General features: G+C 40.6%; 12 protein-coding genes. 8 read left to right on the top strand and 4 right to left on the bottom strand.

The window, feature by feature from the left end; translation table 11 throughout:
• Positions 1–60 precede the first annotated feature (60 nt).
• From epd to AB4153_RS05280, 8 genes are all read left to right on the top strand, one after another.
• The gene (epd, locus tag AB4153_RS05315; RefSeq protein ID WP_102527814.1) at positions 61–1,083 is read left to right on the top strand and encodes an erythrose-4-phosphate dehydrogenase; all 1,023 of its coding nucleotides are present in this window, start codon (positions 61–63) and stop codon (positions 1,081–1,083) included.
• An 86-nt stretch (positions 1,084–1,169) separates the two neighbouring features.
• A complete protein-coding gene (locus AB4153_RS05310) occupies positions 1,170–2,345 on the top strand; it encodes a phosphoglycerate kinase (RefSeq protein ID WP_371996611.1) in 1,176 nt (391 codons plus the stop codon).
• 257 nt (positions 2,346–2,602) lie between these two features.
• Entirely contained in the window at positions 2,603–3,667 is a 1,065-nt protein-coding gene (gene fba, locus AB4153_RS05305; protein WP_303514569.1) for a class II fructose-bisphosphate aldolase, read from the top strand.
• A 316-nt stretch (positions 3,668–3,983) separates the two neighbouring features.
• Positions 3,984–5,327, top strand: coding sequence for an MATE family efflux transporter (locus AB4153_RS05300; protein WP_102527811.1), 1,344 nt, complete (start codon positions 3,984–3,986; stop codon positions 5,325–5,327).
• 126 nt (positions 5,328–5,453) lie between these two features.
• On the top strand, positions 5,454–6,194 hold the full coding sequence (locus tag AB4153_RS05295; RefSeq protein WP_102527810.1) for a YdiY family protein: 741 nt from the start codon (positions 5,454–5,456) through the stop codon (positions 6,192–6,194).
• Positions 6,195–6,640: 446 nt separating this feature from the next.
• Positions 6,641–7,399 carry a hypothetical protein gene (locus AB4153_RS05290; RefSeq protein ID WP_371996608.1) on the top strand — a complete coding sequence of 253 codons (759 nt, stop codon included), beginning with the start codon at positions 6,641–6,643 and terminating at the stop codon, positions 7,397–7,399.
• Positions 7,392–7,946: a hypothetical protein gene (locus AB4153_RS05285; RefSeq protein ID WP_371996607.1), complete on the top strand. Its 555-nt coding sequence runs from the start codon at positions 7,392–7,394 to the stop codon at positions 7,944–7,946. The genes AB4153_RS05290 and AB4153_RS05285 overlap by 8 nt, the downstream gene beginning before the upstream one ends.
• 84 nt (positions 7,947–8,030) lie before the next feature.
• Positions 8,031–9,422, top strand: a complete 1,392-nt coding sequence (locus tag AB4153_RS05280) for a hypothetical protein (protein WP_102527807.1) — start codon at positions 8,031–8,033, stop codon at positions 9,420–9,422.
• Positions 9,423–9,789: 367 nt separating this feature from the next.
• Here AB4153_RS05280 and AB4153_RS05275 read toward each other — a convergent pair whose 3' ends face one another.
• From AB4153_RS05275 to AB4153_RS05260, 4 genes are all read right to left on the bottom strand, one after another.
• On the bottom strand, positions 9,790–12,021 hold the full coding sequence (locus tag AB4153_RS05275; RefSeq protein ID WP_371996606.1) for a PAS domain-containing protein: 2,232 nt from the start codon (positions 12,019–12,021) through the stop codon (positions 9,790–9,792).
• 109 nt (positions 12,022–12,130) lie between these two features.
• Positions 12,131–12,823, bottom strand: a complete 693-nt coding sequence (locus AB4153_RS05270; protein ID WP_371996604.1) for a TatD family nuclease-associated radical SAM protein — start codon at positions 12,821–12,823, stop codon at positions 12,131–12,133.
• Between the two features lie 283 nt (positions 12,824–13,106).
• Positions 13,107–16,247, bottom strand: coding sequence for an efflux RND transporter permease subunit (locus AB4153_RS05265; protein ID WP_371996602.1), 3,141 nt, complete (start codon positions 16,245–16,247; stop codon positions 13,107–13,109).
• On the bottom strand, positions 16,247–17,449 hold the full coding sequence (locus AB4153_RS05260) for an efflux RND transporter periplasmic adaptor subunit (RefSeq protein ID WP_102527803.1): 1,203 nt from the start codon (positions 17,447–17,449) through the stop codon (positions 16,247–16,249). The genes AB4153_RS05265 and AB4153_RS05260 overlap by 1 nt, the downstream gene beginning before the upstream one ends.
• Between the last annotated feature and the right edge of the window lie 18 nt (positions 17,450–17,467).

Raw genomic sequence — 17,467 nt, 5'->3', positions numbered from 1 at the left:
TGCAGGCCGTTTTATTATCTGCTTTTTACTGAGTACTGTTAAGAGGAAGCTTAACCCTCAATGATCCGAGTCGCTATCAATGGTTATGGCCGTATAGGTCGTTCTATCCTCCGTGCACTATACGAGTCGGGTAAACGTCAAGAAATCCAGATCGTGGCAATTAATGAACTTGCCAAACCTGCCGCAATCAGTCACCTCACTCAATATGATACGACTCATGGCCGTTTTCAAAATACGGTTAAGTTGAAAGATGAACAGCTCGTCATCGGCGATGATGTGATTCAATTGTTCCATCAGCCTGACGCGAATTTACTGCCTTGGTCAGATCTCGATATTGATATCGTTTATGAATGCAGTGGTAGTTTAGGCGATCGAGCAGAATGCGAAGCGCATATAAAAGCCGGTGCCAAACAAGTCCTGATTAGTCACCCTTCTTCTGCTGATGTTGATGCCACTATTGTATTTGGTGTCAATGATGATTTACTCAAAGCAGACCATACAGTTGTTTCAAATGCGTCATGTACCACCAACTGTATTGTGCCTGTCATTGATGTGCTAGATAATCACTTCGGGGTGAAAAGCGGTGCAATAACCACTATCCATTCATCGATGAATGATCAACAAGTTATTGATGCGTATCATGACGATTTACGCAGAACACGTGCAGCGGGTCAATCCATCATCCCAGTAGATACAAAACTTGCTCGCGGCATTGAAAGAATTTTGCCGCACATGAAAGATAAATTTGAAGCGATTTCAGTGCGAGTGCCCACTATTAATGTCACCGCAATTGATTTATCGGTGACATTGAATGAGCGAGTAGATATTGCCAAGATAAACCATGTTTTAGAGCATGCAGCCAGCGGATTATTTAATGCGGTGCTAGGCTATACCGATGCGCCATTGGTGTCGTGTGATTTTAACCACGACCCGCGCTCCAGTATTGTTGATGGCACTCAAACGCGGGTGAGCGACGGCCACTTGGTCAAGTTATTACTTTGGTGTGATAACGAATGGGGTTTTGCAAATCGAATGCTCGACACCAGCTTAGCAATGATATTAGCTAAGCAAACAGATAACTAATTTTATTGTTATTGAGCGCTTTATCTCTGCGGGTAAAGCGCTCAGTAGCAAAAGCAGTTTTGTTTTTAAATTATAAGGAAAGTCTAATGGCTATTATCAATATGAGTGAGTTAGATTTAACCAATAAGCGTGTGCTTATTCGTGAAGATCTAAACGTACCTGTCAGTGATGGTGTTGTAACGAGTGATGCTCGTTTACGTGCTGCTTTACCAACAATTAAGCTAGCGCTTGAAAAAGGTGCAGCTGTGATGGTGATGTCACATTTAGGTCGTCCAACTGAAGGCGAGTTTAACCCTGAGTTTTCTATGCAGCCAGTGGTGAACTACTTAAATGAAGCACTTGATTGCCCTGTAAGTTTAGCGTCAGATTACCTTGATGGTGTTGAAGCTAAAGTTGGTGAAGTCGTAGTATTCGAAAACGTACGTTTTAACGTCGGCGAAAAGAAAAACGATGAAGCTTTAGCTAAAAAACTAGCGGCATTATGTGATGTCTACGTAATGGATGCATTTGGTACAGCGCATCGTGCGCAAGCATCGACTCATGGCGTTGGACTTCATGCATCAGTAGCTTGTGCTGGCCCACTTCTAGCGGGCGAGTTATCTGCTCTGGGTAAAGCATTAGATAATCCAGCCCGTCCAATGGTTGCTATTGTAGGTGGTTCAAAAGTATCAACAAAATTGACCGTTCTTGAAAGCTTATCAACTAAGGTTGATCAGTTAGTTGTCGGTGGCGGAATTGCGAACACATTCGTCGCGGCAGCTGGCCACCAAGTGGGTAAGTCATTATTTGAAGCTGATTTAGTGGATGAAGCTAAACGTTTAGTTGCAAACGCACAAAGCCGTGGCGGCGATATCCCTGTACCGACTGATGTTGTTGTAGCGAGTGAATTTAGCCCAACCGCTGAAGCTACATTAAAATCTGTTAGTGATGTATCTGATACTGATATGATTTTTGATATCGGCCCAGATAGCGCAGAAGCATTAGCTAAAATTATTGAAGCAGCAGGCACTGTTGTGTGGAATGGCCCAGTTGGCGTATTCGAATTTGACCAATTTGGCGAAGGTACTAAACGTATCGCGCAGGCGATTGCCGATTCGAGTGCATTCTCTATTGCAGGTGGTGGCGATACATTAGCAGCAGTAGATAAATATGATATTGCTGATAAAGTCTCTTATATCTCTACAGGTGGTGGTGCTTTCCTTGAGTTCCTTGAAGGAAAAGAATTACCTGCAGTAACCATGCTTGAACAGCGTGGTACTTAACAGCAAGTATAAAAAACGTTTTAGCCATTTCGTCACTTAGATGCTAACCAAAGAGTTTGCACTAAGGCTGACGGGCTAAAACGGAAAGATTGCAGTAAGAAAAATATAATTATTAGAAAAAAAACCGCCCGTGTTCTTTATTGAAACGTTGGCTATTTACGGATAGTTAACCTGGCTTTGAAGTGTCATAGGGTATAAAAATCAATCCAAAGCGATAGCGACCTAGGTGAGACATCACCCTATTTTTGGAGTAAAAAATGGCCTTAATATCTCTACGTCAAATGTTAGACCATGCTGCAGAACACGATTACGGTGTTCCAGCATTCAACGTAAACAACCTTGAGCAAATGCGTGCAATTATGCAAGCTGCTGAAGCAACTGACAGCCCTGTGATTGTTCAGGCATCAGCTGGCGCACGTAAGTACGCTCGTCCTCAGTTTCTTAAGTACTTGATGGCTGCTGCTCTTGAGCAATATCCAGATATTCCAGTATGTATTCACCAAGACCATGGTACCGATCCTGATATTTGTCAGCGTTCTATCCAATTAGGTATGTCTTCAGTGATGATGGACGGTTCTTTGATGGCTGATGGTAAGACACCTGCATCATACGAATATAACGTTGATGTTACTCGTCGTACAGTGGCTTTTGCACACGCTTGTGGTGTGTCTGTTGAAGGTGAAATTGGTTGTTTAGGTAGCCTTGAAACCGGTGAAGCTGGCGAAGAAGATGGCATTGGCGCTGCGGGTATCCTAACAATGGATCAAATGCTAACTACGCCAGAAGAAGCTGCACGTTTTGTTGCTGATACTCATGTTGATGCATTGGCTATTGCAATTGGTACCAGCCATGGTGCTTACAAGTTCAGCCAACGTCCTACTGGTGATGTGTTGCGTATTGACCGTATTAAAGAAATCCACGCTCGCATTCCTAATACTCACTTAGTTATGCACGGTTCTTCTTCTGTACCGCAAGAGTGGTTAGAAGTGATTAACCAGTACGGCGGCGCGATCCCTGAAACTTACGGTGTGCCGTTAGAAGAAATCGTTGAAGGTATTAAGCACGGTGTGCGTAAAGTGAATATCGATACTGATCTACGTTTAGCCTCAACGGGTGCAGTACGTAAATTCCTTGCTGAAAATCCATCAGAATTTGATCCACGTAAATTCTTAAAAGCATCTATGGAAGCAATGGCTGACATCTGTACAACACGTTACGAAGCATTTGGTTGTGCTGGCATGGGCTCTAAGATCAAGCCTAAGTCACTACAAGCAATGTATAAAGCGTATCAGTCAGGTGAACTTAATCCTCAAATTAACTAATGGCTGACTTTTACAAGAGTCTTTAGTTATATGAGCATTTAGTTACATGAGTCTTTAGTTATATGTGAAAGTAACAACACTTATCAGTTAACTAATTGATTAATAAAGCTTCAAAAAACCAGCGGTCAACGCTGGTTTTTTTATGGCCAAATTTTGATGAAACAACTTGTATCAAAGGCGTTTATAACGCATTATCCCCGCCCTTAAAAATGGAATAAAACTGACTCAGCTTAATTAGAGACATATTAACTGTCATTTTGAGTCGTTAACCTTGTCATGGAATATGCTCACCTTTAACCATTACTGAAGTACTAACATGCACGTAAAATCAGACAAACCACTCTCATTATTCGCGTTGACTTGGCCATTATTTTTCGATTTTGCGCTACATTTTTTAACCGCAGCGTTAAATACGTTAATGATTAGCCGTGTTTCCTATCAAGGGGTGGCAGCGTTATCTGTTGGTAATATGGTCTTTGAGTTATCCATTACCTTATTTAGTTTTGTCAGTATTGGCGCGAGTGTGGTCATTACCCAATATTTGGGGGCTAAAAATCGATCAACAGCCCGCGATGTTGTTTATTCCTCTATTGGGTTTAATTTAATGGTTGGGGTTGCAGCAGCGCTTGGAGTATTTTTTGGCGCGGGGCTAATACTGCACCTGATGAACTTACCGGTAGAGTTAATTCCCGATGCTAAGTTATATTTGCAAATCGTTGGTATCTGTTTGATCCCTGAAGCTATGGCAATGTGCTTAGCTGCTGGGATGCGTGCCCATGGATTTACTCAGCAAGCCATGTGGGTCACTTTATTAATGAACGTGATTACCTTCTTGGGCAATTTATTATTGCTATACGGCTGGTTCGGTATACCTCAAATGGGCGTCGCTGGCGTTGCTATTAGTACCGTAGTAGGTCGACTCGTCGGCATGTCTTTGATGGCATATTTATTTGTTAAGTACACCCAAATTCCGCTTAAAATAACTGAAATTATTAAGCCTAAAAAGCATTTACTTGCCAAAGTATTCCATATTGGCTTACCTGCGGCAGGGGAAAATATCTCTTGGATGCTGCAATTTATGGTGGTGACAGCCTTTGTTGGTTTGATGGGTGATAAAGCCCTTGCAGCGCAAGCGCTTTATTTTCAAGTCTGTATGTTCATTCTTTTGTTCGGTTTATCTATCGGTATTGGCAATGAAATTATGATTGGCCATATGATTGGTGCCAAGCAATACCAAGCTGCTGAGACACAAATGTATCGAGCACTCAAAATTGGACTGGTTCTAACGACGATTGTTGCAATTCTTGCCGCCTTAATGGGGGAAAGGTTAGTGGCCTTTTTCACAGATGATCAAGATATTCTCGCTATGGTTGGGCAATTATTTCTTCTGACTTTATTGATGGAGCCAGGGAGAACCTTCAACTTAGTGGTAATTAATGCTCTGAGAGCTAGCGGTGATGCACGCTTCCCCTTTTTTGCTGGTCTTATATCTATGTGGTGTATAGCTGTGCCTGGTGCATACTTCTTTGGTATTTACCTCGACTTAGGCTTGGTCGGCATTTGGATGGCCTTGGCGATAGACGAATGGGTGAGGGGATTAACCATGTTATGGCGCTGGCGGAGTGGCCGCTGGCAAAGTAAGAGCTTGTTATCTGCTTAAAAACCGCCATTTGGAGTTTAAATATTAAATGCACAGTAGTTTTTTCATTTTTGATACCAAAGTGTTAGAATTCGGTTCGATTTCTGGGGTGAACTTGAATTAATTGTAAATAAAGGATTTGATGACATGAAAAAACTGCTACTTGCTGCAGCTGTAACACTTGCCATGCCATTTGCGGCCCATGCTGGTGCTGATTTTGTCGAAGGTGATGCGACGTTTGCTGGTGAAGCTGAGTTAGGTGCAACGTTAACAACGGGTAACACTGATACTTCTTCTTTTAAAGCCCGTCTTGGCCTTAAACAAGAGCTGGGTAACTGGGAAAATGCTTACTTACTAGAAGGCTTATATAAAGAAGACTCTGGTGAGAACACGGCAAAACGTTACTATGCTGGTATCCAAGGTGATTATAAGTTTGATGAAAAGAACTACATGTATATCACAGCAAACTACGAAGCCGATCCTTTTACTGGTTTTGATTATAAAGCAATTGGTTCAGCCGGTTATGGTCATAAATTTATCGATACGGGTAGAACATTTTTAAGTGCTGAAATTGGTCCTGGTTACATTTATAAGAAGCTAGATGATGAACAGTCTTTAGCATTGGGCTATGACACTGAAGATAGTGTAGTTGCGCATGGTGCACTTAACTTTTCTTATGAAATAACAGAAAGCTCTAAGTTTACTCAACTCTTCGTTGCTGATTACGGTGATTATTTAGAGGGACGTTCTGAGTCTGCGTTAACAGCTAACATTATCGGTGCGTTAGCGATGAAGTTTGCTGTGATTGTTCGTTACAACAGTGAGCCTTTAGAAGGTTTCAAAAGCACTGATACTGAAACAAACATGACACTGTTATACGCATTCTAATGTATTCGGGATATCACCGGTAAACATTTGTGTGAACCTATAAAAGCCGAGGATAACTCGGCTTTTTTGTCGCTATTTTTTGAAACGGTTTTACTTTTACCAAGCGTGTACCGCTCTAATGTTATTAGCGTTATGAATGTTACATTTGAGGGCTAGGTTTACTTTGTATAAACATAAATGGAGGCTTGCCTTATGATCTCTGCTTAGATAGGGGAGGTTGTTTGAGTGCTTTTTAATCTTATAAGTCTCTGGTAAATATTATTATTTTGTTAAAATGGTTAACACTTGTATCCGTTTTGCTGTTTCTGACAAAGAACTCTTACGAAATTACGAGGGCTAGTTCACGAAATTAAATCTAGGCTATCTATCGTCTGTTTTGATCACAAACTATCTTTTTTGGCTAGCGTATAATAATTGGTGATATTGACTAAAGAGATAATATAGGAATGCAAATCGGGTGTTGTTGGTTTGATGATGAGCAAAAAGAGCTTATTAATCAATCTAATGCTACTAAATGGCAACTCAATTATAATGAGTACAAGGTGTTAAGCATACTTGCAAAGCATCGTGGCCATGTTGTACCTATAGAATCACTGTCATTTCCAGAAGAGCATGATGGCTATTTACACAGTTTATCTCTTACGGAAATGGAACAACTTGTAGAAAACTTCCAAGATTACTTTGGTGAAGCTCATCGTGGCCTAATTGAATTAATTGCAGATCAAGGGGCCATTTTATATAGCAATGTGGTAGTAAATCGTACCAGCTTGCTAGATTCCCCCACTAAAGTTATTTCAAAAGCACATTACATTCTCGTTATTCTTATGACAATAATTGCGTCTTATTTTGTCCACTCAAATCTAAAAGACTCGGGCTTTAGAGTGCCAGATTTTAGCGCTGAATTTATAACTCCTGCTGGTAGCTTAGCTAAGCTTTATGCTTACGAGTCTGAAGGGAGTGAGGACTATCATGGCGATTTTATATCTCGTTCTGAAAATGCGTTAAGCGAATTATCAAAGTGTGATGTGATGGATTGGGATTCACTTTTAGTGTCGATTGCTCGCGATAATAGAACAATTAGCGTTGTTTTGAAAAAACGTGATCAGGATGGGTTACATTTTGAAAATATTAGAGTGATAAAAGATGATCCACAAATGACTGTTGTGAACCAAGATTGGTTAAAAGAGGTGAATATTTGTGGTTAATCGTCTAGCACAATTTCTAATGACAAAGCTTGGGCGCGCTGTTTTTATTCTGTCGAGTACAGTTCTGTTTTGTATTAGTATTTTAATACTGGAGTCTTTTGCTGATTCGCGTCAAGTGTCGGCATTTGATTGCAGTACAAAAATTCACGCAATGACAGCCAATGATAATATTGTGATTAACACCCCTCAAATCTCGATACATCTCTCATTGACATTCAATGATGAGAAAATTTATTTAGACTATTTTAGCGAGCAACCTGAATCATCACGTGAACATTTATCTTTAAAAGGTCAGCTAAGAGAGCTTGAGATTGGTAAGTTATTGTATCAGCTAGATTTAGATATAACAGATGCTAAGTTTATATCTGATAATTCATCATTTCAGAGTTATTTAGCCAATGAATTCAATGAATCAAAAGAGAACCTTGCTGTTGGTAACCAAGTGAGTGTTAACGTTCAAGTGCTAGAGATGGACGCAGACAACGGCTTTATTTTGGTAAAGTTTACTCCTTTTAGCACCCTTTGGGCTTGCCAATTACACGAATAAAGCATGAGTTGTTAATATCCCCCTTTCTCATTGTTCGCTAAATTCGTTATAGTAACTATATTCTCCGTTATTGAGTTCTCCTCAGTGGCAAAAATCAAAGTAAAACAAGAAGAAGCATTATCAATTAAGTTCAGCCATCAGATGGAGGTTGGGCATCAGCGTGCACTCGATTTATATTTTTATTTGCCAACAGAAATGGGCATTGGCGATAAAACCTTAGATGAAGAAGAGTATTATCATAGCGCCATTGTCGGGCGTCGTTCCTATTATTCTAAGGGCCTGCATTTACCTTTAGTGCAAAACCGTTTTGTGAGTATTAATAAACGCACTAAAGAAGAGTTCCGCTTCTACCTTAATTTATTCGCTTATCAATTTGCAGTTGCTATTGAAACTGATGCAAAGGAATTAAGGCAAATTACCGAGGCCGCAGAGTTTTATCCTGCATTAGCAGAGCTTGGCACATCGGTTACACAATTATTAAAGAAATTTCGTCGTAATGAACCCAGCGAAGAAAAGTGGCAATCTTATTTTGCTAATGCTGATAACTATCTGTCTTGGTTTTGTGAACAGCAATTACTTAAAACACTAGCTTATCGGCCTCGAAATGCTGATTACAGTGATATCAAAGAGCAGATAGTTAACTTGTGTCGTGCTGAAAATCATTACCGTGAAGAAGAAAAAAAGTACAATTCGGCAGGTACAAAGCAAGATGCAAACCGCATTTCAAATAAGATGTTGTTACTGCGCCGCTTGATCCAACAAGGTGTAGTACTTAAAGAAGAGCTAAAAACCCTCGGAGTAGGGCTAAAGAAGTTCGTGACAGGGTTAGCCACAACCTTGGTTATGTTGGTCGTCTCAACGTTGATTATTAAAGCACAGGGCGTCTTTAGCGGCTTAACCATGAGTTTAATCGTTACCCTAGCGATTATTTATGGTTTTAGGGAAATTTTTAAAGAAGATGTGCGCAATGCCCTATGGCGCTTTATTCAACGTGGGCGTCCACGTTGGAGTCGTATTCTTCGAGATACCTCGACTAAAACGGTGGTTGCTAAACAGTTGGTTTGGCTCGATTTCACTCGCCCGCAGGATATTCCTGCAGAAGTCGCTGAAATAATGAAGCAGCGGCATAGCCAAAACAAGGTTGATGCAGAGGTGTTGCATTACCGTATTGCCACCAAAGTCACTAATAAAGAATTTGAAGCAGGCTACTCGCAAATTCAAGAGCAAGTTAACTTTAGCTTAGTGCCATTTGCAAGACACCTAGAGCGCGGCAAAGCCAAAATCTATAAAGAACTGGACGGAAAAGTCAGTAATGAATCGGTAGAGCGCCGTTATCAAGTCAATTTGGTCGCGGTGTTAAAAGATGGCAAAGGGCCGTTAGAATATGCCCGTTACAAGGTCGTTATGAGCCGTTCTAACATTATTGAAATTACTCGTAGTAAGTTACCAGCAAACTTATTAGAGATGGGGGATTAAGTCGCTGTGTGAGCTGTTAATTATCAGGTTAATTTAAGCTTTCAACATACTTAAACCACTTTAGGTAATATCAATCAAGCAGCTTTAGGCAATTTCAATTAAACAGCTTTAGGCTATTTCAATTAAACTGCTATAGGCAATATCAATCAAGCAGCTTTAGGCAATTTTAATTAAACAGCTTTAGGCTATTTCAATTAAGCAGCTTTAGGCAATTTCAATTAAACAGTTTTGGCAATACCATAATGAAACACAAGGGCTGCAATTTTCGTTCAGCCCTAATACACAGTTCCTTCCTAATATATAGTTCAGGTTCTGACAGATTGATAAGCAAATTATCCGCTCTGTACTTTATGTGTTGCGAATAAATTTAAGCCTTGCGAGTAAAAGCTTGGCAGATATTTTGATCACCCGTTTGCTTAGCGCGTTTCAATGCAACTTCAGCGTTGGCTAAATAGTCTTCAAAACTTTGCTGTTCAGGGTAACCAGCAATGCCGATATTAATCCCTTCATTTAAGTCGCTTTGCTCTAATCTATCCATCGTACTCATTGCATATTTGTGCGCTTGAATTGAATCACTCAACGGCAATAAAATCACTAATGAACCTAAACGCCAACGGGCAACTTGATAACCAGTAGGCAAATCAATCAGCAACTGAATCTCAATGTCTTTTTGACGTTTTTCAAGATGATCAATATCGCTGATATGGCTAATTAATCCTTCAGGGTTAATATCCATAATCATTAAACAGGTTTGCTCGCGATTAGGCTCTGTTAACGTACTAAAATGTACTTCTAATTCTGCTAATGGCAATATCATCGAACTTAATGGCGATTGCTGTGATGGGAGTTGCTTAGATAATGTCTGCTGTTTTAATACCTGTAAGGTAATCACTAAGTACTCTATATCACCATCAAGTGAATGTTCTGCTTGAATACTGGCTTTTAAACTATTAGCAAATCGTGTGCCTGTGTTGGCTATGATTTGGCCTTTCCACTTTCCTTGTAAACTTAAGCGGCTGGTAATGTCGGTCCATTGTTGAGTTATTTCTTCGCCTAATAAATCAACAATATTAGCTTTACTCGCTTCTTCGACATCTAACAGTTTTTTGAATTTATGGTTAAACTTAATAAGCTCACCATTTGCATCGGTCAATGCTGTCGCTACATCACTTTCTGACAATAACTGATAGCTATAGGCTTGCTGTTTTACTGTACTTAATTCGGTGACATTCTCAAAGGTAATCACCCAATAGTGTTCACTTTTTAAGTGAGTTGTACCTGGTTGAGCATAAACGTTAATGGTGCAATTTTGATCGTTAAAGCTGATGACTTCAGACCAAGGTTTATTGCCATTCATTGCTTGTACTAATGCTTGATAAGTGTGGTCTTCTAGTTGCAGTATTCGCTGTAATCTTCTTTCTAGTAGCTCGTCGATGTCTAAAGACAAGGTTTCAGCGGCTTGTTTATTGGCTTTAATGACTCTTCCGCTGTTATTCACCAATAAACAGCTTTGATGGCTATTGAACAGACTGCTGGACAGGGTAATGCTGTTCGTGTTGGCGTTTTTCTCAAGTTGAAAACGGTGACGAGTAAACAGTAATGCACTGGCTAATGCCGCAATAATGACGCCGAAACTCATTAGGATATAACGCCACCGCTCAAACCTTGCTGCAATATCTTCGTGGCGAATATATGACAATAAATAATATTCCCTAATGATAGGGTGATGGGCAGCAAGCTCAATTTTAAGAAACACAAATGTACCGACATCATTGTGATACTGACCAAAATTGGTATTGGCCATTTGTTGCCAAATAGACGGATAACTTTGTTGCAAACTGCCACCTAAGGCATTGGGCATTTTCTTGAGTGGACTGTTTTGTTCATCACCTGCGTATAATTTACCGTCTTCGCCGAGTAACAATAGCGGTGTATCGTGATTGAAGAACGCGGGTTTAATCGATTGCAGTACTTCGGTAATGGAATTGTAAGTGACTAAATATCCACGAATACTTTGATCGGGGTTTTCAATCCAAGCTAACTGAAAAACAAAAGGAACCAGTTTGCCATTGATAGGCACAAATTGAATCTGAGAAGAATAAATATCATTACCGCCCATGATTTTATCTTTACTTAACACGACTTCAGGAAGCGAGATGTTATCAAAGGCTGGGGTGGTGGCAATACGGATATTACCCTGAGGATCAAATAAGGTGAGTCCCAAGAGTTCTGGAATATGAGTCAGTAACCCAGACCAATTTTCGAGTAAGCGTTCTTTTTGAAGTTCAGCTGGCGTTGTTAAATACTGGTTCATCAACTCGCCATTAGCAAAGGCTTGGGTACGAAACTTAAGGAAGTTAACTTTATCTGACGCCAGTGTACCTACAGTTTGCAATTCACTGTAACGTTTATCGGCCCAATCCTCTTGTAAGCGACGTTCGCCCAAGCTGAGTAATAGGGTGGTAAAAATAATGACGCTGATGATCATCACAGACAATTGACTTGCTAAGGCCAAGACCTGTTGACGACTCCAATGGATATCTTGCGCTGAAATGAGCAGAAATTTTGAGACGTTTTTATTGGTTTGTCTTTTAAACATTCACTTACTTATATTAACTGTCCCGATAGGCTGATGTTATCACGAAAGCTTTACTAGGTTGACCTCAGTAAAGCTTTTTTAACGATTTTATTACTAAAAAAGCGCTAGATTAACCCACAATATCCAGTTCTCTTTGCTTAAACTCACAGCCTCTTTGTTCGACTATTTCTCGGCATCGCGCAATATCGACCTGATCGAGCCCATTAATGGCTGAGATTTGAACTTGAGGAATATATTGTGGTGCAAGCTCAATGAAGGCTAGCAGTGCGTCATAAGCGCCTTTGAGTTTAGGTTTACAGTGTTGGATATAAAGCGCTTCGGTGTCCGCATTAAGTGAAATAGATAAACTATCAATACAAGCTGAGAGTTCTGGAAGGATGTTTCTTCGATGAAATAGATTGCCCAGTCCATCAGAATTAAGACGAGTTTTACCGCCTTCAGACTTGATGTATGTCGCAACCGTTATCAGGGTTTCTAAATTAAGCGTTGGCTCGCCATATCCACAAAACACATATTCATCAAAGTCAGTTACCTTACCTAAAAGCGGGATAATATCAGCTGGCTTCACTTGTTTGTCTAAAGACAGTTCATATTGGTGAACCTGCTTGGAACCATTGTGTTTAGGACAGAATTGACACCTTAAGGTACAGCGGCCGGTAATATTCAGGTAGCGGCTTTGACGAATATCGTAAACCAAGGTTGAATCATGGGGCTCACTTGAATTATAGGGCTCAGTAGATTCTATTAATTCTTGATTGTGATTTTTGGCGTTGACTATTTCGGAGTTGAGTGTTTCTGTCATAATTTTGCCATGTTAAGCCTGACTGTAAAACGCTCATTTTAGCCTTAACTCTACTTGATTACTGTTTTGCGGCTCGCATAAATAAAGCTTAACTATAATAGCCTTTCAATTCGCTAAGGTGAGACAACTCATGCCGTTGGAGAAATTAAAGAGGGGAGCTTTAAGGAATAAAAAGGGAGCTTTCGCTCCCTTTTTATGAATTACTTTACTGTGTTTAAGCCTAGAGCTAGTGTTTAAAGCCTAAAACTAGTATTTAAAGCTAGAATTAGTTTCAAGCATTAGGTTAATTGTAGGCTTCATCATCGTCCTTTTTAGGTTGCCACCACCAAATGAATAATCGGCGTAGTACGCTTTTGACATCTTCTAAAATGATGTACAACACAGGGACTAAAATCAACGTCACTACGGTTGAGAATAAAATACCAAATGCCAGTGATGTGGCCATCGGGATGACAATTTTTGCTTGTAAGCTTTTCTCTAGCAAAATGGGCACTAAGCCGACAAAGGTGGTCATTGAGGTTAAGATAATGGCCCTAAAACGATAGCAACCAGAGTCAATGGCAGAGTCTAAAACTGAGTAACCTTCTTTGCGGGCTCGGTTAACAAAGTCGACTAAAATTAATGAGTCATTAACCACAACCCCAGCTAATGCCACGATGCCACACAAGCTCAATACACTCATGGATATCCCAAGTAGATAATGGCCAAACAATGCGCCAATCATCCCAAATGGGATAACCGACATGATAATCATCGGCTGAGTGTATGATTTAAGCGGAATTGCCATAAGTGCATAAATGGTAAACATCGCAAAGAAGAAACCTTGCACTAAACCTAACATGGCGTCTTGCTCATCTTGACTACCGCCATCAAGAGAAGCATTGACTTCTGTATATTGACTGGTGAGTTCAGGTAAGAAATCCTCTTGAATTTCACTGACAACTTTTGACGGCTCAACCGCATTTTTATTGACGTTAGCGGTAATCGTAATCGCCCTGCGACCATCAACACGGGTAATAGACGCGAACGACTCACCTAGTTCAATATCTGCCACAGTTGAGAAAGGTACTGCAACGCCTTGGGGCGTGCGAATAAGCATATTCTCAAGGTGACCAATGGTGCGGCGCTGCTCAAGCGGATAGCGCACCATGACTTTCACTTCTTCTTTGTTACGCAAAATACGCTGGGCTTCATAGCCATAAAACCCATAACGAACTTGGCGAGCTAAATCAGACAGTGTGAGCCCCTGGGCTTCAGCTTCAGGACGAATGTTTAGACGAATTTCTTGGCTGCCAGATGAAAAGTTATCAGAGATATCATAGACACCTTCATAGGTGGCTAATTTACCTTTTAATTCTTTTGACGCCTCAGACAACTGCGCTAAATTGCTTGAAGTTAATCTGAAGGAAATATCGCCTCCGGCATCATTTGTACTGGCAGCAATATTGAGTTTTTTAACCGATAGCAACTCAGGTAATTGTGCACGCCATTCAGCAGCGATTGTCACGCCATCAATCTCACGGTCTTCGCCTTTTGATAATTCAGCAAAGATAAATGCTGAGCTTCTCGAACTCATATTAATAAAACTGTGTTTAACCACATCTGAGCCTGACTCTTGGGCAAATTTGTCGTTCATTGCATATAAGGCTTCTTCTACTTTTTGCACGACATCAAGGGTGTTAAGTTCAGAGCTACCTTCTTCCATTTCAAGTTGTACTTGAATAAAGTCTGACGGAATATCTGGGAAAAACACCCAACGCACTTTACCGCTTCCAACCAATGCCAAAGATAAGATCAATACTCCAACAAAGGCTGCGACGACATTGTATCGATGGGTAATACACTTACCTAAAAATTGGCGGTAATTATTGTGAATAAAGTACTGTAGTTTTTCGTTCAGTTTTACTTTGAACTTTGAAAATACATTGGTTGGCGGGCGCTTTTTCTTCACTTTCATGTGCGCTAAATGCGCAGGTAAAATAAGCTTTGATTCAATAAGCGAAAAGGCCAAAGCTAAAATCACCACCATGCCAATTGATTTCCAAATCACTCCCATCGGCCCAGATACCATGATCATTGGAATGAATGCCGCAATGGTTGTGAGTACCCCAAAAGTGGCCGGCATAGCAACTTTTTGCACGCCTTTGACGACGTTATCGAGAGATTGACCGTGTTTTTCAATTTCACTGTAGGCACTTTCGCCGATGACAATGGCATCATCGACGACGATCCCCAACACCAGAATAAAGGCGAATAAGGTCAGCATATTAATTGATAGATTAAATGGCTCTAATGGCATCAATAAGATGGTGCCAAGAAAACACACTGGTAAGCCGACCATGACCCAAAATGCTAACTTAAGATCTAAAAACAGCGCCAGAATAATAAACACCAATAAAGCACCGTAAAACATGTTCGACAACATCATGTTTAAACGACCTTCAAGGTAGTGGGTTAAATCCCCCCAAGTATCGAGTTCAATATTGGCCGGTAAGGTGGTCTTTCTTTCTGCTATATAGCCTTTAACTTGCTCAGATATTGCTAATGCATTTTGATCGTCAATACTGGTAATTTCGATAATGGCTGCGGGTTTGCCATTAAAGCGGGTGTATTCTAAACGTTCTTCAAAGTCGTCTTTAATCGTCGCGACTTCAGGTAGCATTATTCGGCTACCATCAGGGCGTGTTGTGACTACGATTTTAGAGAAGTCTTCACCTGTATATGCTTGGCCTTTGGTGCGCAGTAAAATATCACCATCTTGAGCTCGAATTGAGCCACCAGGTAAATCTATAGATGAGTTTTGCACCGCTTGAGCGACCTGAGAGAAGGTGAGATCATATTCTCGCAGTTTATCTTCTGATAGCTCGATACCGATTTCATAATCGCGCACTCCAGTTACTTGTGCGCGTGTTACTGCAGGTAAATCTGTAATGTCATCACGAATGGTTTTAGCCATTTCCTTCATTTCGTGCAGGCTAATATCGCCATACACCGACACCCAAATAACATTATTCTCAGGTTTTATTTGATAAATATTGGGCTTTTCAATGTTATCAGGGAAAGTTGAAATAGCATCTATTCGTAGTTTAGCTTCATCCAGAACTTGCTGCACTTCATAGCCGTCTTCAACTTCAATTGTCACAGAGCCGACACTATCACTGGCGACAGAAGTGACCTTCTTAATGCCGTTGATATCTTGAATGGCTTCTTCGATTTTTATGTTAATCCCTTCCTCAATCTCTTGCGGTGCAGCGCCAGGGTAGGCGACTGAAATATTGAGCAAGTTGAGTTCAAATGTTGGGAACACTTCTTTGTTAATCAGCAATGAGCTAAATAGTCCACCAATTAACAAGGCAAACATCAGCAGATTTGCGGCAACATTGTTGCGAGCAAACCAAGCAATAATTCCTTTATTGGTATCCATTATTGCTCACCTGCCAATGATATTGCTTCGGGATCTGCCGACTCTATTTCCACTTCTTCAGACTCTTCACCGAGTAACTTCACTTTTTGACCTGAAACCAAGTTACTAATGTCAGTAATCGAAACGCGCTCGCCCGTTGCTAAGCTGTCTTTGATAAACACATTCTCAATGTCTGTACGAACAATATTCACTTTACGGATTTCAATGGTGTTATCGTCTTTGACAATGGCGACTTGGTCTTGACGAACCACGTAGCGTGGTAATTTAACAATACCGTCGACCGTGCGACCTTTAATGATTGCAGTGACAAAACTGCCATATTTAAGTGGTAGCTCATCTTCACTGCGTTGATTACGTAGGTATGGATCTTTCACTTCAGCAACCAAGTAGACCATGCGGTTTTGTTCATCTATAACATTTTCACTGCGGACAATGTTGCCATTCCATGTAAATGATTTACCTGCCAGTGAAGCACTTAATATCACCGAAGTATCAGGGTTATCGACAGACTCTAAATAAGCTAGGTCGTTGTTGGTTAACGGTAGGCGCACTTCAGCAATACTAATATCGTAAAGCTCACCTAAATTGGTACCTAATGAAACGTACTGACCTAAATCAACATTGCGAGCTTTGATGATGCCATCAAAAGGGGCGCGAATAACGGTGCGCTCTAAGTTGCGCTGCGCTCTCGCTAAAGCGGCTTTGGCATATTTAACGTTGGCTTGTTCTTTCTTTAACTGCGGGATACGTAAACCTAACTCAGGCGGTAAGCCATTATCAAAGTCTTTGAATTCAATTTTTGCCACTTCACCGCGGGCAATCTCTTCATTTAGTGCTGCGTTAGCTTGCGCCAACGTCGCTTCTGCTTGAATGAAATCAGCTTGATAGTCAGAAGGTTCTATTTGAGCGAGAGCTTGCCCTTGCTGAACAATTCCGCCAGCAACAAAGCTTGGGTCTAAACTCACCAGTCGTCCTTGTACTTCAGTGACTAATTGAGTTTTATATTTAGGACTGACAACACCATATGATGGCAAATTTAACGATACTGTTTGCTGTTCAACGGTCAAGATATCAATGATAGGTGTTTTAACTTGTTCTTCTTTTTGTTCAGGCGCTTGTTGAGTACTCAGCAAGACGGCTGCGAGGCCGATAAATACCACTAGAATAAACAGCGGAGAGAGGATTCTTAATATTCTTTTCATTGATAAACGTATCCATAC

The sequence above is a fragment of the Shewanella sp. 10N.286.52.E4 genome, assembly GCF_041468785.1.
In the GTDB taxonomy this organism is placed as follows: Bacteria; Pseudomonadota; Gammaproteobacteria; order Enterobacterales; family Shewanellaceae; genus Shewanella; species Shewanella electrodiphila.
Note: the sequence above shows the minus strand (reverse complement) of the source record. Positions and strands in the feature narration are given on the sequence as shown.

Excerpts from the sequence above, each read along its gene's own strand:
- AB4153_RS05270 (WP_371996604.1), bottom strand. The coding sequence starts at position 12,823 with ATGACAGAAACACTCAACTCCGAAATAGTCAACGCCAAAAATCACAAT.
- AB4153_RS05290 (WP_371996608.1), top strand. The coding sequence starts at position 6,641 with ATGCAAATCGGGTGTTGTTGGTTTGATGATGAGCAAAAAGAGCTTATT.
- AB4153_RS05310 (WP_371996611.1), top strand. The coding sequence starts at position 1,170 with ATGGCTATTATCAATATGAGTGAGTTAGATTTAACCAATAAGCGTGTG.
- AB4153_RS05260 (WP_102527803.1), bottom strand. The coding sequence starts at position 17,449 with ATGAAAAGAATATTAAGAATCCTCTCTCCGCTGTTTATTCTAGTGGTA.
- AB4153_RS05275 (WP_371996606.1), bottom strand. The coding sequence starts at position 12,021 with ATGTTTAAAAGACAAACCAATAAAAACGTCTCAAAATTTCTGCTCATT.
- fba (WP_303514569.1), top strand. The coding sequence starts at position 2,603 with ATGGCCTTAATATCTCTACGTCAAATGTTAGACCATGCTGCAGAACAC.
- AB4153_RS05295 (WP_102527810.1), top strand. The coding sequence starts at position 5,454 with ATGAAAAAACTGCTACTTGCTGCAGCTGTAACACTTGCCATGCCATTT.
- AB4153_RS05300 (WP_102527811.1), top strand. The coding sequence starts at position 3,984 with ATGCACGTAAAATCAGACAAACCACTCTCATTATTCGCGTTGACTTGG.
- epd (WP_102527814.1), top strand. The coding sequence starts at position 61 with ATGATCCGAGTCGCTATCAATGGTTATGGCCGTATAGGTCGTTCTATC.
- AB4153_RS05265 (WP_371996602.1), bottom strand. The coding sequence starts at position 16,247 with ATGGATACCAATAAAGGAATTATTGCTTGGTTTGCTCGCAACAATGTT.